The sequence below is a fragment of the Gluconacetobacter azotocaptans genome (assembly GCF_014174355.1).
In the GTDB taxonomy this organism is placed as follows: Bacteria; Pseudomonadota; Alphaproteobacteria; order Acetobacterales; family Acetobacteraceae; genus Gluconacetobacter; species Gluconacetobacter azotocaptans.
In genome coordinates, this window is the sequence record NZ_JABEQF010000003.1 from 90,272 (window position 1) to 104,879 (window position 14,608).

General features: G+C 65.5%; 18 protein-coding genes. 16 read left to right on the forward strand and 2 right to left on the reverse strand.

Features of this window, described 5'->3' with window-relative positions:
- From HLH34_RS04405 to HLH34_RS04440, 8 genes are all read left to right on the forward strand, one after another.
- On the forward strand, positions 1-345 hold the full coding sequence (locus tag HLH34_RS04405; protein ID WP_183118400.1) for a head-tail joining protein: 345 nt from the start codon (positions 1-3) through the stop codon (positions 343-345).
- The gene (locus tag HLH34_RS04410) at positions 342-866 is read left to right on the forward strand and encodes a hypothetical protein (RefSeq protein ID WP_183118401.1); all 525 of its coding nucleotides are present in this window, start codon (positions 342-344) and stop codon (positions 864-866) included. Before HLH34_RS04405 ends, HLH34_RS04410 begins: the two co-directional genes overlap by 4 nt.
- 12 nt (positions 867-878) lie before the next feature.
- Complete coding sequence (locus HLH34_RS04415; protein ID WP_183118402.1) at positions 879-1,088, forward strand: DUF2635 domain-containing protein; 210 nt, start codon at positions 879-881, stop codon at positions 1,086-1,088.
- The gene (locus HLH34_RS04420) at positions 1,085-2,581 is read left to right on the forward strand and encodes a phage tail sheath subtilisin-like domain-containing protein (RefSeq protein WP_183118403.1); all 1,497 of its coding nucleotides are present in this window, start codon (positions 1,085-1,087) and stop codon (positions 2,579-2,581) included. The genes HLH34_RS04415 and HLH34_RS04420 overlap by 4 nt, the downstream gene beginning before the upstream one ends.
- 16 nt (positions 2,582-2,597) lie before the next feature.
- Entirely contained in the window at positions 2,598-2,978 is a 381-nt protein-coding gene (locus tag HLH34_RS04425) for a phage tail tube protein (protein ID WP_183118404.1), read from the forward strand.
- The gene (locus HLH34_RS04430; RefSeq protein ID WP_183118405.1) at positions 2,975-3,637 is read left to right on the forward strand and encodes a phage tail assembly protein; all 663 of its coding nucleotides are present in this window, start codon (positions 2,975-2,977) and stop codon (positions 3,635-3,637) included. Before HLH34_RS04425 ends, HLH34_RS04430 begins: the two co-directional genes overlap by 4 nt.
- 117 nt (positions 3,638-3,754) lie before the next feature.
- Positions 3,755-5,719 (forward strand): hypothetical protein, encoded by a 1,965-nt coding sequence (locus HLH34_RS04435; RefSeq protein ID WP_183118406.1) that lies wholly within the window; start codon positions 3,755-3,757, stop codon positions 5,717-5,719.
- 1 nt (position 5,720) lies between these two features.
- On the forward strand, positions 5,721-7,028 hold the full coding sequence (locus HLH34_RS04440) for a DNA circularization protein (RefSeq protein ID WP_183118407.1): 1,308 nt from the start codon (positions 5,721-5,723) through the stop codon (positions 7,026-7,028).
- 7 nt (positions 7,029-7,035) lie between these two features.
- Here HLH34_RS04440 and HLH34_RS04445 read toward each other — a convergent pair whose 3' ends face one another.
- The gene (locus tag HLH34_RS04445) at positions 7,036-7,413 is read right to left on the reverse strand and encodes a helix-turn-helix domain-containing protein (protein WP_244959638.1); all 378 of its coding nucleotides are present in this window, start codon (positions 7,411-7,413) and stop codon (positions 7,036-7,038) included.
- Positions 7,413-7,706 (reverse strand): type II toxin-antitoxin system HigB family toxin, encoded by a 294-nt coding sequence (locus tag HLH34_RS04450; RefSeq protein ID WP_183118408.1) that lies wholly within the window; start codon positions 7,704-7,706, stop codon positions 7,413-7,415. The genes HLH34_RS04445 and HLH34_RS04450 overlap by 1 nt, the downstream gene beginning before the upstream one ends.
- 76 nt (positions 7,707-7,782) lie before the next feature.
- Between HLH34_RS04450 and HLH34_RS04455 the strand changes: the two genes are divergently transcribed.
- Genes HLH34_RS04455 through HLH34_RS04490 form a run of 8 tightly spaced genes read left to right on the forward strand, consistent with a single transcriptional unit; the run spans position 7,783 to position 14,587 of the window.
- Entirely contained in the window at positions 7,783-8,976 is a 1,194-nt protein-coding gene (locus HLH34_RS04455; protein WP_183118409.1) for a phage baseplate assembly protein, read from the forward strand.
- Positions 8,973-9,485, forward strand: coding sequence for a phage baseplate assembly protein (locus HLH34_RS04460; protein ID WP_183118410.1), 513 nt, complete (start codon positions 8,973-8,975; stop codon positions 9,483-9,485). The genes HLH34_RS04455 and HLH34_RS04460 overlap by 4 nt, the downstream gene beginning before the upstream one ends.
- A 10-nt stretch (positions 9,486-9,495) precedes the next feature.
- On the forward strand, positions 9,496-9,996 hold the full coding sequence (locus HLH34_RS04465) for a phage GP46 family protein (RefSeq protein WP_183118411.1): 501 nt from the start codon (positions 9,496-9,498) through the stop codon (positions 9,994-9,996).
- Positions 9,997-11,148, forward strand: coding sequence for a baseplate J/gp47 family protein (locus HLH34_RS04470; protein WP_183118412.1), 1,152 nt, complete (start codon positions 9,997-9,999; stop codon positions 11,146-11,148).
- Positions 11,149-11,151: 3 nt separating this feature from the next.
- On the forward strand, positions 11,152-11,799 hold the full coding sequence (locus tag HLH34_RS04475) for a YmfQ family protein (RefSeq protein WP_183118413.1): 648 nt from the start codon (positions 11,152-11,154) through the stop codon (positions 11,797-11,799).
- Between the two features lie 7 nt (positions 11,800-11,806).
- Positions 11,807-12,607 carry a hypothetical protein gene (locus tag HLH34_RS19335; protein WP_244959640.1) on the forward strand — a complete coding sequence of 267 codons (801 nt, stop codon included), beginning with the start codon at positions 11,807-11,809 and terminating at the stop codon, positions 12,605-12,607.
- A gap of 1 nt (position 12,608) precedes the next feature.
- Entirely contained in the window at positions 12,609-13,034 is a 426-nt protein-coding gene (locus HLH34_RS04485; RefSeq protein WP_183118414.1) for a hypothetical protein, read from the forward strand.
- An 8-nt stretch (positions 13,035-13,042) separates the two neighbouring features.
- Positions 13,043-14,587, forward strand: a complete 1,545-nt coding sequence (locus HLH34_RS04490; RefSeq protein ID WP_183118415.1) for a hypothetical protein — start codon at positions 13,043-13,045, stop codon at positions 14,585-14,587.
- Positions 14,588-14,608: the final 21 nt, after the last annotated feature.

Below are 14,608 nucleotides of genomic sequence, written 5' to 3' on the forward strand. Positions count from 1 at the left end.
ATGGCCATCGACTGGGACGGCCTGGTTATCGGGCCGTGCATGCAGGCGTTCGGGGATGACACCGTCACCTGGACGTCGGCCGCGCCGGGGGCGCAGCCCGTCGCCATCACCGCCATCTTCGACAACGGGTTCCGTGCCTTTATGGTCGAAGGCGGCGACGGCGGCATGGCCCCTGACCATATCACCGCCAGCACGCCGATCCTGGGCGTGCAGCTCAGCCAGTTCCCCACGCCGCCCCTGCAGGGCGACACGGTCACCGTCGGCGGCCAGGTCTACCTGGTCAACGAGGTCCAGCCCGACGGCAAGGGGGCCGCGCACCTGCAACTGATCGAGGCCGACGGATGACCCTCTATCGCGTGGAACTGCGCGAGGCCGTGGCCGCTGCGATCCTGGGGGCGAACACGGCGGTGGGGGCGAATGTCTTCACCGCCCGGACGATGCCCAGCCGGGCGGCCGACCTGCCGAACGTCTATATCCAGAGCCCGTCCGACCGGGGCGAAAGCCTCAACCGGGGGCCGCCGCAATTCCTGCGGACCGCCCAGATCATGGTGGTCGCCCGCGTCAGCGCATCCAGCGGCCCGGCCGCCGAGACTGCGCTGGATGCCCTGACCGAACAGATCGAACTGGCCATCATGACCAACAGCCCGCTGCTGTCCATGATCCAGCAGGTCAGCAGCATGGAAATCGGCATCCGGGTCAACGCGGACACCAACCCGGTGATCGGCGAGGCGCGGATGGATTTCTACCTGGAATGGACCGAGTTCTACCCGATCACCGGGCCGGCCCTGACCTCCATCACCGGTACCCTGCAGTCCGGCGGGAACACCGATTTTGCCGCCATGGACGTCACCTTCCCTCAATCCTGAGGACATCCCCTCATGTTCGTAAAACCCGCCCCGGGCCGCGCCGTGCGCTGGCCCGGCACCCGCCGGCTGTTGTCCGAGGCGGGCGAAACCGTCCCCGAAACGACCTTCTGGCTGCTGTGCGAGCGCAACGGCGACGTGGTGAAGGCCACGCCGCCCGTGGCCGCCCCCGTGGCCGCCCAGCCCGCACCCGCCATCCCGCCCGCGCCTGAGGTCCAGAAATGAGCGGCAGCATCACCATCCCGGGCTATGCCGCGAACACGCGCGTTCCCGGCATCCGCTTCGCCCTGGACAATTCCAAGGCCAATACCGCCCAGACCGCGCGGCGCGTCCTGATCGTCGGCCAGATGCTGGCCGCTGGCTCCGCGACCGCCGGCACCGCGTCGATCTCCGCTGGCCCGACCGACGCGGTGACGAAATACGGCGCCGGGTCCCAATGCGCCATCATGGTCGCGCGCTACATGGCGCTGGACAGCCAGGGTGAGGTCTGGGTGCTGCCGCTGGGCGACGATGCGGCCTCGGTCGCCGCGACGGGCTCCGTCACCATCGGCGGCACGGCGGCCGCCTCCGGCACGCTGGCCCTGTATATCGGCGATGCCCTGGTGCCGGTGCTGGTGACGGCCGGCGACACGCCCGCCACGATCGCGACCAATATCGTCTCCGCCGCTGCCGGCGTATCGGGCCTGCCGGTCACCGTGGCTGTCGACGGCACCACGGCGGGGAAGGTCGACGTCACGGCGCTCAACAAGGGGATGTCCGGCAACGATATCCTGCTGGGCCTCAACGTGCTGGGCACCGCGGGCGGCCAGCAGACGCCGTCCGGAATCACCGTCACGCTGGCGCAGATGACCGGGGGCACGCAGAACCCCACGACGCTGGCCTCGGCGCTGTCCGGGCTGGGCGACCGGGTCTATGACCTGTTCATCCACCCCTATACCGACACGGCCAGCCTGTCGGTGTTCAAGACGCAGTTCGACAACCTGACCGGCCGGTGGGCACCGTCCGAACAGATCTATGGCCACGGCGTCACCGCCTATCGCGGCAGCTATGGCGAGGCCACGGCCTTCGGCCTGACCCAGAACGACCCGCACACGACGATCATGGGCATATCCGACAGTCCGTCGGCGCCCATGGCATGGGCCACCGAAATCGGCGCGGTGACCGCGATTTCGATGCGCACCAATCCCACCCTGCCGATCACCGGCAGCGCGGGCGTACTGAACGTGCTGCCGCCGTCCGATGCCGGCCGGTTCATCTCGTCGCAGCGCAACAGCCTGCTGTGGGATGGCATCTCGACCCACAAGGTCGATGACAGCGGTACGGTGATGGTCGAGCGGCTGATCACGACCTACCAGGAAAATGCGTCCGGCGAGCCGGACGACAGCTACCTGGACATCGAAACCCTGCTGACGGCGGAAATCTGCCTGCAGGACATGCAGACCTACCTGTCCAGCCAGTTCGGCGGATACGGCCTGGTCGCCGACGGCACCGTGATTCCGGCGGGGGCGAAGTTCACCACCGCGCAGCTGATCGGCAAGTCGGTGGTGGCCCGCTATCGCTGGCAGGGGCAGCAGCTGTGGGTTCAGAACGCGGATACCTTCGCGCAGAACCTGGTCGCGCAGAACGCCGGCAACGGGCAGGTCAGCCTGCTGATGCCGTACGATTTCGCCAACCAGCTTTGGCAGATCGCCGGCAACTGCCAGTTCGTGAAATCGTAAGGGGAACACAAAAACCATGGCAACCGTCTATCGTGGCCCCCTTTCGGGCCAGGCGACGCTGACGATCAATGGCGAGGTCTTCAACATCGTCGGCGAGGCGCAACACCAGGCCAGCGGTCCGGTCAACGAAACCCTGAAGGGGCAGAGCGCGGTCGAGGGTTTCTCGACCATGCCCGGCGAGGGCTTCATCCAGGCCACCCTGCGCGACCGCCCCGACTTCGACGCCACGTCGCTGCAGGGTGCCAGCAGCCTGACCGTGGTGATGGTCAAGGTCAACGGCCAGATCGTTACCGCCGTGAATGCCTGGCAGACCGAGCGGATCAATGTGAACACGCAGGAAGGAACCTTCGAGTTCCACTGCGAGAGCGACACCGTGACCGTGGATGTGGTGGCATGACCCTGGATCTGTCCGACGAATACGTCCTGTCCGCCATGGCGGCCCCGGACGACGAAGCCGCCCCCGACGAGCCCGGCCTGATCGTGCTGGACGAGTCGATCGAGTGGAAGGGGACCCGCTACACGGAACTGCGCCTGCGCGAGCCGCTGGTGGCCGAGGTCCTGTTCTCGACCAGGGTCATGGGTGCGCGGGCCACACGATCGACGGCCTACGCGGCGCAGCTTGATCTGGTGGCCCGTGTTGCCAAATGGCCAGCGGCGGCGATCGACAGGCTGCCGGTCAGGGCCCTGGACCGCGCGGTGGCCTACGTCACCGATTTCGAGGAAAATGCCCGCCGGCCTGCGGATGAAGACCCCGACTTGTCGTCCGATCTCCGCCTGGTCCTGTCTCCGCCGGTCCAGGCAGTCGGGCAGGACCATGGCGACATGGCCTTGCATGAACCGACCGTCGCTCAGCGCAAGGCCTATATCGCCCGCACCGCACGCGAAACGCCCGAGGCCTTCGTGCAGGGGGAAATCGACCTGGTCGCTGCCGTCAGCGGCTGGCCGATGGCCGCCGTCCTGAAAATGCCGATCGGGAAATTCGCGCAGGCGGCGGATTACCTGACCGGTTTTTTTACACGTGGCCCGCGAACTGGGCCGAATTACCGGGCGAGCTGAGCCGCTTTTTCACGGGCTGGACCCGGATCGAAGCGGAGAGCCTGACCGGAACGGCGATGCTCGAATGGGTTGAGCAAGCCAACCGCATCGGCGAACAGCAGAAGAAAGCGGCAGAGAATGGCAAACGTCGGCGCTAAGGTCACGATCTCGGCCGTCGACCGCGCGTCGGCGATCGTGGACCGGATCAACGGACGGCTGGACCGGATGCGCGCGCCGGTCGAGCGCCTGCGGTCATCGTTCGGGCGCTTTGCCCACCTGTCGGGCCTCAGCACGCTGAACAACGGCATGGCGCGCGTCGGGCGCTCCGCCCTGGGTGTCTTCCGCACCATGGGGCAGATCGTGCCGGTCCTCGGCACGATCACCGGCGCGGCCAGCGTGGCGGGCGTCTACCGCCTGGCGACGGCCTGGGCCGAGGTCGGCACCCGGCTGGGCACTGCCGCCCGCGCCATGGGCATGGCGCCGAAGCGGTTGCAGTCCATGCGCGGCGCGGCCGAACTGGCGGGCGGATCGGGCGATGCCATGGGCGACGCACTGCAGCAGCTCTCCACCACCAGGTGGGAAGCCGCGAACGGCTTCGCGCCCGAGGCCGCGGCGCAGTTCCAGGCGCTGGGAATCTCCCTGCGCGAATTGCAGACGATCGCGCCTGATAAGATGTTCGAGCGCATCGCCCAGAAAATTCGCGCCATCCGCGACCCCGCCGCGCGCACGATCGCGGCGTTCGCCGCGTTCGGCGGGGCCGCGCAGGGGCTGATGCCGATCCTGAATGAAACGGAAGATCAATATCAGGCCGATGTCCGCCTTGCGGACAAGTATGGCGCCTCGACAGAACGCAACACCGACGCGGCCAGGCGGTTCAATCATTCCTTCGTGGCACTGCGCCTGGCGTCGGAAGGGTTCGGCGACAGCCTTGCCGAATCGCTATCCCCCGCGCTGGAAGATCTGAACGGCTTCTTCGCGGACCTGATCAACAATAATCGGGAATGGATCTCGCAGAAGGCCGGAGAATATGCCCGCGACTTCGCGCGGTGGATGCGCAATGGGGGCTGGCAGGAGATCAAGGATCGCATCCATCGCGTCTATGACGAGATTTCCGGCGTAGTGGACGGGCTGGGGGGCTGGCTCGACACCGCCAAGCAGATTGCGATGATCGGGGCCGAGTTGTGGGGCGCCAGCGTCGTGCTCCGCATCGGACAGGTCGGCATGGCCATTCTGTCCCTGGCGACGTCATACCGCACCCTTCAGGCCGCGAAAGAGGCCGCAGCGGCGGCGGGAGGAGCCTCGTCGGTTGCCAAGGGGGGCGTTCTCGCTGCCGTGGGCCGCTTCGGGTTGGGCGCCGCCAAACGGACCGCCTTGGGCTGGGCGGCCTACGAGGCGCTACATCCTTCTTATACCGCATCAAACGACACGCTTTCGTCGGACCTGCGCCGGTCGCTCCGCAGCGACCCTACGAAAAACGATGGTCTGTTCGGCATCTACGCCCGGAGCGTCGCAGCAATCGAACATGCCCGTTATGACCAGATGGGTGGCGCCGGAGGCGCCTACGCCGGGCGATACCAGATGGGCAGGGGCGCCATCACGGACGCGGCACGTTGGCTGCACGAGGCCGTGCCATCGCAGGCCCAGTTTCTGAACGATCCCGGAATGCAGGAACGGTTTTTCCGCGCTTATACTGCGTCCAATCAGGCGACCCTGAATGCCTATAGCGGGTCCTTCAGGAGAATGACCGACCAGCAGAGGCTGGAGGTTCTGGGCTACGCCCACAACCAGGGCGCCGGGGCGGCGCTGACCTTCCTCAGCACCGGGAGGGTCGGATCTGATGCCAATGGCACGCCTGGGACAGCCTACTCCGACCTGATTGCCAGAAATCTGGCGGCATCCGCCCCGCCCGTCACCGTCCCGCCCGGCAACGTCAACGGCCCTAGTCTTGCAGACGCGATCGCGCTTTTAAGGGTCGAGATCCGTCACGAAAACGCCCCGCCCGGGTCGACCGTCCGGGCCACGTCGGCCAGCCCGGGCGTGCGGGTGTCATCCATCAGCCAGAGCCGGGCGATGACGCCGGAGCTATCGGGGGGAGGTTTGTAACGTGTCCGGTGCCCTATCATCCCTGGTCAGCACGGCGGCCGAATATCTGCAATGCTCGTTCCGTGGCGTACCCTTCGCGGTTGTGGGCAGCGGCGGGCAGCCGGGGCGGAAATTCGCGGTCCATGACTATCCCTACCGCGATACGCCCTGGGCCGAGGATCTGGGGCGCAAGGGACGGCTCTATCGCGTCCGGGGCTTCGTCACGGGCGCACTGGCGGCGACACAGCGCGACCTGCTTGTCAACGCGGTGGAGACCAAGGGCCCAGGCCTGTTGCTGCATCCCTCGATCGGTGCAGTCCAGGCCGCATGCCTGCGCTTCGAATGGCGGGAGCGGGATGGCTATTCCGGGGTGATCGACCTGGAATTCGAGTTCCTGGAGCAGAAAAACTACCTCGGCGGCCTAGTCCTGACGGCGTTGCATGCCGCGATCGGCGTGGCGACGCTGGCGTTCAACGCCGCATCGTCGTCCGATTACGGCAACGCCACCGCGGCGCCTATGGCCGTCGGTGCCTCGGTCGTGGCGGCGGCCGTGGACACAGCGACCAACTGGGCGGCCGGCGCGGTGTCGGCCCTGTCGTCGCCCGCCGCCTTTGCGGCGTCGGTCGCGACGGTGCCGGGCAATAATGGGCGCTATGCCAACCTCAATGCCGGCATGGTCGATCCGTCGGCGACGGTGTCCAGCGCCCTGGCGGCCTTGGGCATCAGCCAGCAGACACTGGCCGCCACGGCGGCGGCGATCGCGGACCAGGCCAGCACCGGCACGCTGGCCGCTGCCGTTCTTGCGGTGCCGGAGGCCTTGCGCACCGCGATCCCGGACCCGGGCACCCAGATCGCGCTGCTGATGCAGCTGACGTCCTACGATCCCGCCGTGCTGGCGTCGTCGGCGCCGATCGGGGGCGCGATCGCGACGGTGCGGACGGCCACGGCGGCCCTGTGCCGCCAGGGCGCGTTGCTGTCGATCGCGACCGCCTGTTCCGACTGGCAGCCCACGTCGTCCAATCAGGCCGAGGCCCTGCGCCAGCAGGTCGGCATCCTGCTGGACAACGAGGCCACGATCGCGGCTGACGCGGGCTATGACGCCACATGGCAGGCCCTGCGCGCGTTGCGGGCCGATGTGCTGCAGGATCTGGCGCAGCGGGCCAGTCAATTGCCCGACATCATCACGGTGGAGCGCAATGCCCCGCTGCCCGCCCTGGTGCTGGCCCAGCAGGTCTATGCCAACGCCACGCGCGCCCCGGATCTGATCCAGCGGGCCAACCCGATTCATCCGGCCTTCATGCCGACCAGTTTCGAGGCGCTGTCCAGTTGACGAGGGCTTACGCGGCGATCCGTTGCGGAACCAGCAGGTCGGCAGGAATGCCCCATGCCGCCCGGATTGCCGCGATCATCGTCAGGCTCAGGTCCCGCCGGCCGGCCAGCACCTCGCTGGCGCGGGGGCGCGAACCCAGCACCTGGGCCAGGTCGGCCTGCGCCAGGCCGTTCTGCTCCATGTAGAACCGCAGCACATCGATGGGGGCGGGCGCTTCGATGGGGAAATGCGCGCGCTCATAGGCCTCGATCAACGTGGCCAGCACGTCGAACCGGTCGCCGTCCGGCGATCCGGGGGAGGGCTCGTTTTCGAAATAACGCTCGATTTCCTTGAGCGCCCATTCATGGTCCGCGTCTGTGCGGATCGGTCGAATGTCCATCATCATCACACGGTCTCCGGGTCGATGTCGTCATAATCCTTGTGTGTGCCGACAAACTTGATCAGCACGCGCTTGTGGCGATAGGCCACATGAACAATCAGCCGGTACTTGTTGCCGCCGATATTGAAAATCACCCGGTTGTCGCCGACGAAATCCGCGCTGTTGAACATCGCGCGGATATCGGCGGGGCCGGCCCATTCCGCCTTCGCCGCCAGGGCATACCACGCGCGCAGCGGTGTCTCCGCCTTGGGTTCGGCGACCCAGAAGTCCCTGAGGGTTTTCAGCGCGATCACGTTCATGTCGATTTTCTAGCATGTTCCATTTTTGGGAACAAGAGAAATATTCCCAATTTGGGAACTGTGGAAGGTCACCAAAATGTCAGGATTGCTGTCATCGATCGGCGACGTGCTGGGCTACGGCAACCAGCCGTCGGACGCGGTTTCGATCGTCGTGGGCGGCGTCAAGATCACCGGCTGGACCGAGGTGCAGATCCGCTGCGGCGTGGAAATCATGCCCTGGTCGGCCGACCTGATCGCCACCGAATGGCAGCCGGACAGCCAGACCGCGGTGACGATCAACGAAGGCGACGTATGCCAGATCCTGATCGGCAACGACCCGGTCATCACCGGATACGTGATCACGGTGGACCGCGAGATAACGCCGGACAGCCACACCGTCCATGTCGCCGTGGCCTCGAAATCGATCGACCTGGTGGAATCGGCGGCCGAGATTGCGACCTATCAGCTCAACAGCATGAATGCGCTGGCGATCATCCAGAAGCTGGCGGCGACCGCCGGCATCTCAGTCTATCCGGTGAATGGTGCCGGCAATGTCGATATCCAGATCTTTTCGATCATTCTGTCGGAAACGGCGTACGAGGCGATCGAGCGGGTGTGCCGCCTGGCCAACTGCCTGTTCTATGATCGCCCGGACGGCAATATCACCCTTGCCCCGGTCGGCACCACAATTGTCCCGTCCGCATTCGCCCAGGGCCGGAATGTCGAGGCAGCGCGCGTGCGCGCCAGCCAGGCGGGGCGTTTCGCGTCGATCCAAGCAATCATCCAGACGCCGCTGGTGCTGACCCAGTCGCCGACCAGCAGCGACTATGTCAGCGAATTCACGGCCAAGACCAAGCCGGTCAATGCCATTGCCTACGACCAGGGCGTCACCAACACCCGGCCCTGGCGCAAGATGCTGCTGCCGATCGAGGCCGGCGACGATGCCAATTACGACTACGCCAAACGCCGCGTGCAGTGGGAATCCAACCGCCGCTACGGGCGGTCGCAAGTGATCGAACTGACCTGCGACAGCTGGCGCGACGGACAGGGCAATCTGTGGGCGCCCAACACGGTTGCACAGGTCAGTCTGAAGGCCTTGAAGCGCGACGGGATCGAACGGCTGATCGTGGAATTGGTCTTCCGGCGCGATGAAGGGGGTACGCATTGCGATGTGACCCTGATGCCGCCCGAGGCCATGACGCCGGAACCCATCCTTCTGCCGGTGCAGCAGAATGAAGGCATGCGTGCCATCACCAGCACCGATACCGCGCCGCTGCCGGGGGGCATGTGACGGCGCCGCTGCGGCGCCTGGGCCAGCGCATCCTGATGGCGCTGGGCATTGCGCGCCAGATCGCAGATACCGACGAAAGCTTGACCGTTTCACGCCTCCAGGTGGTGCTGCCGGGAGGCGAAATCCGGTCGGACGTCCCGCTGCTGCAGCAATACGGGTTGGCAAGCCGCCCGGTGGAAGGGGCAGACATCGTTGTGATCTTCCAAGGCGGCGACCGTACGCGCGGCGTTGCCGTCGCCAGTGGGGATCAGCGCAACCGCCCGGCCGCCCTTCAACCTGGTGACGTGAGCCTTTACCATCCCCGGACCGGATCGCGAGTCTGGATGAAGTCGGATGGATCGATCCAGATCGATCCGGTCAGCGGCAAGGGCACGATCAGCGGCAACTGGACCTTCTCCGGCACTGTCACGGCGGCCGATTTCATCGCCGACGGCGTGCATCTGACGACCCACGAACATGGCGGCGTGCAACAGGGCAACGACCAGACCGGCGCGCCCGTCACCACCTGACGGATAGAGCATGGATATCGCAATATCATGGGACCCGGACACGGGAACCGGAGACTGGTCGATCATGGGCGGCGACCTGGCGCTGGGCGACGCCCTGACATCGGCGGTGATGATCTCGATCTTCACCGACCGCATCGCGCCGGCCCAGCCCGATACCACCGACGTCGCGGCCGGCATCACGGGGCCGGCCGGCCCCACGGGCAGCGCCCAGGACGACCGGCGCGGCTGGTGGGGGGACGCCTTCGCCGATGTGCCGATCGGCTCGCGCCTGTGGGAACTGGCGCGGGCCGTGAAGGCGGGCGCGACGGCGATCCCGGCGGAGGTCAAGGTCATCCTGGCTGAGGCCCTGCAATGGATGGTCGATGATGGCGTCGCATCGTCCGTGGTCGTCGATGCGTGGTGGAACCCCACCAACCGACAGGGTGTCGAGTTCAGCGTGGCAGTGACCGAGGCCATGGCATCGACACCGACCACATTCCGTTTCGCCTGGTCCTGGCAGGAACTCTCGTAAATGCCCTATGCACGTCCTACCTTGACCCAGCTGCGCCAGCAGGCGGTGCAGGATGTCGTCAGCGGCGGCATTCCGGGCGTGGTCTCCCTGCTGCGCTTCTCGGTCCTGTATGTGCTGTCCATGGTCCTATGCGGGCTGGCGTGGCTGCATTACGGCTATATCGACTGGGTGTCGCTGCAATCGGTGCCCTGGACCGCGCAGGATGAATTCCTGGCGGGCTGGGCGGCCCTCAAGAACGTCTTCCTGAAGGCGGCGACGGCCGCATCGGGTCCTGTGTCATTCGCGGCAACCGGTACCTCGATCATCCCGGCGGGCACGCAGATCACCCTCACCGGCGGCTACGTCGCCACCACGACGGCCGACAGCGTCACCACCAACGGCGTGACAGTCGCGAACGCCACGATGGCGGCGGCCGGCGCGGCCGGAAACGTGCCGGCCGGCACGATTGCGACCCTCAGCAGCCCCGTCCCGGGCATCCAGACTTCGGGCACCGTGACGGCATCGTGGACCGGGGGCGCCGACATCGAGGACCAGACCTCCTTCAGAGGGCGGACCATTGCGGCCTATCAGGCAGGCGGCACCAACGGGAAGCCGGTGGACTATGTCGGATGGGCGACGGACGTCGCGGGAATCACCCGCGCCTGGTGCGCGCCGAACGGCGCCGGCGCGGGAACTGTGGTGCTCTATATCATGCTGGACAAAGCCCAGGCTGCCCACGGCGGATTCCCGCAGGGAACGAATGGGGCATCGACCGCCGAGCCGCGTTATGCGACGGCAACCGGCGATCAGCTGACCGTGGCGGATGCGGTCAGCGTCGACCAGTCGGTCACGGACCTGGTTATCGTTTGCTCGCCAATCGCCCAGCCGACGCCGTTCGTGATCGCCGACCTGGGCACCGCGAACACGGAAGCCAACCAGGAAGCCATTACGGAGGCGCTGCAGGACATGTTCACGCGCCTCTCCTCGCCGAAGGGCACGTGGCAGCCGCCTGGCGCGCCTTATGCGAACGGCACGATCCACCCGAACATGTGGGACGAGGCTATTTCTGCGCTCGGACTGCCCACCTTCAGTGTCGCGTCGCCTTCGGCCCCGGTCGTTGGAGCAACGAACGGCTGCATGCCCACGCTGGGCACCATCACCTTCGCGTCGTGAGCCATGGCTGCACCTGTCTTTTCGATGGCGGATTTCCGGTCCGCGATCCTGCGCCTGTTGCCCAGTGGCCCGATCTGGTCCCGCGAGCCGGGCAGCATGGCCTTCAGGCTCGCATCTGTGTGGGCACCCACGTTTCAGCGGAATGGGGCGCGGGCCGGCAACCTTCTGGTCGACGCCTTCCCGGCGACGGCGGTGGAACTGCTGCCGGAATGGGAATCAACCCTGGGTCTGCCCGATCCCTGCGCGGGCGACAGTCCAACCATCGAACAGCGTCAGGCACAGGTCGTCGCGCGCCTGACCGATACTGGTGGATCATCGGTCGCCTATTACACCGCCCTGGCGAAATCGCTTGGTTATGACATCACCATTACGCAATTCGCGCCATCGCGTTTTGGAAAGACCTTTGGCGGCACGTTCGGCGGGGACGACTGGGCCTTCGCCTGGAAAATCAGCGCCCCGCAATTCACGATCCGGCAGCGCCAGTTCGGCGACGTCTTCGGCGAACCCTATGCGACCTGGGGAAATACCGTCCTGCAGTGCGAGATCCGTACCCGCGCGCCCGCGCGGACCATCCTCATGTGGGACTACGGCGGCCAGGGCAATCCTGCCGTTCTCGGCAATTTCGAACTCGATTTCAACACGCTGACTTGAGGGTCCAATGGAACTGTTGATCGCGCCCAATACGGTGCCGCAAGCCAGTCGAGATACGATGCCCGCAACGGGTACGCCCGGCTGGGCCACCGACGGGGACCCCGCGCTGAATATCCCGGCAACGGGCGATCTGGCCTGCCATTACAATATGATGATGGCGGAGATCGTGCAGGCGATCCTTGACGCCGGCATGGCTCTCGACCGCACCAATTGGGGGCAGCTGTCGGCGGCAATCCAGAAGTTCGTTGCGAACGAAACCCTGCGCGCCACGACAATCGAGAGCAACCTGCAAACGAGCAAGCAGGACATTCTGGGCTTCACTCCAGTCCAGCAGGGAGGCGGCGCAAACCAAGGCACGAACAAGGTCTTTTTGGGCTTCGATTCTGCCGGTTCAGGTCGTGCGCGCCTTCAGGTCGACGCTACCGACAAAGGGACCCTCGCATACTACGCGGACTTGGTGGCCATTGCAGCCTCCGGGATTGCATCTGGAAACGGCTGCATCGAAGCCCCGGTCGGCAGCGGCATTTCTTTGCTGTTCCAATGGGTCACATTCCAGGCCACCACGGGCCCGGGTGGGAGCGCCAACGGATCATACGAGACCAACAATATTTCCGTGACGTGGCCGCGAGCGTTTTCGACCTTTCTGGGCGTGCCCGGAACGACTGTGTTCGATATTGGCGGCATCGGGATGGGTGAGCGTTGCTGGGTTATGGGCGCTCCCAGCGAATCCGGCGGAGATTTTCGCCTCGCCTGCAATCAGAATGCCGCCACCATGACGGGCAATGCATGGGTAGTGGGGATCGCATAACATGTCTTGGCAATACTCATCCTCGGGCGGATTCCGTCCGGCCACGACCGCAGACGCGGTGTCCTCTGGCTACACATTCGTCGACGATGACACATACGCCTCGCTTTTCGAGGCGCAGGCCAAAGGCGCGCGGATTCAGGCCAATGCGTCGGGCGCCCCAGAAGCCATCGACGGGAACGGCAATGTCGTCGACCTGTCGACCGTTGCGTCCACCGCGACATATGTGCAGACGGTCACGGTGACCCTGGCCCAGCAGGCACAAGCAGCGATGTCCATCGTCAACCAGCAGGCCGCCCTTGCCGCCGTCATGGGTCAGACATTCGGGCCGGCCATGCGCGCCTACGTCACTGCGCTCCAGGTGATCGTCGCCGGCACCGACACCACCAGCGCCCCGCTGCCGGCCGCACCGGCGGCTTATACCGATTGAGGCACTCGATGAACCGAATCCAATGCGGTGTCCTGGCAGCGGTGCTCTGCCTTGTCCCGTCTCTCGTGCGCGCCCAGTCCCAGATCGTGCCGTTGTTGCCTGGTCAGCTTCTGTCAGCTGCCATTCTATCGACCATCCAGTCCGGAAAAGCGGACTATTCGGGTCTGGTGGCAGAGGTCGCGCGGGCCTCGGCCGCCGAGGGCACATTGCAGTCGAGCACCGTCGCCAATATGGACGGATCGTCCACAAACCAGCTGCTGTCGACGCCTGTGGTATCGGGGGGCAGGCTGGACGGCGCGCAGTCGATCCCCGGATTTGCGAATGACGCAGCCGCGCGCACGATCGCCCAGCATTTCGTGGACCTGCCGAATGTGCTGGATTTCGGGGCGGTTGCAGGAACGGCCGACAGCGGAAATGGTTTTCTATCCGCCTATGAGACTGCCCCGGCGACAACGGGATTCCGTGTCCTCAATTTCCCGTACAGCGCATCAGGATATACCGCGAACGCCCTGTCCGGGGCATCCAACGATTACCTGTATCCCGGCGTGGGCAGCCTGAAAAACGAATTGCCGGGCATCTACTACCTCAATGGGAACGTCGTTGCGGGGACAATGGGAGGCACGCCGGAGAACGGGCACGGCACGTTCAACAGCGAAATCACGAACCCGTGGAACGTAGTGACGAACATTCGCGAGGTGCTGGACCCGGCGGCCGTACCATCGCGCGGCGCCGGCGTAACCTATGTCGGGCATTCGGTTGAGTGCCTGCCGCAGCGGCCAAACGCGTCCGACGCAAACACGACGATTCGAGGAATTGCGTGCCTGTATTTCGGTGGGGATACGGGGACCGGTGGCGCGACTGGAACCGCCTATGGTTCCGAAATCGTCAACATGGTGCAAAACGTCGACACCAATTCCGGAAATATCCTGGAGTTGAACCAGAACTGGAACGGGCAGGTTGCCGACGGCGGCTTCAGCCGCACGCTCTACATCACGGGCGGAGGGAACTACCCGAACCCGAATTCGGCGGCTATCGAGATCAACCACGGCACCTATTCAGGCGGCAGCGCGCCGTACGGATCAGGCATCGTGATCCGCGGGTCAACCAATGATCTGGCAATGTTCCGTGCCTCTGCTACCGACCCGGGGTATTTTCAGCTCGGACTCAATGAGAATGCGGCGTATATCTACTCTTTGGACAAGCAGGCCAATCTTTGGGCAACGTCTCTGGCGACGCATAACGCGGCCGGCACTACCACGTCCGCCATCGACACCAACGGATACTCGACCGCCGCTGGCTATACCGCGTCCAACGGCATTGCCGTGAATGGCGGTCAGATCGTTATTGGCAACACAGCGAGCATCGCGGGGAACACATCCCTGACGTGGGCCGTGATATCCGCCCTTATTGGCGTGCCGGAAAGCTCGATGCTCTGGTGCCACGATTGCCGGGCGCCCGGACAGGCGGCAGGCGCCGGCACCGGCCGCTGGATCTATGCGGACAGTGCCGGTCACTGGTTGGATCAGGCCACGGGAACGACACCGACAAATTGACGGCCGCTGGCGTCATGTCAG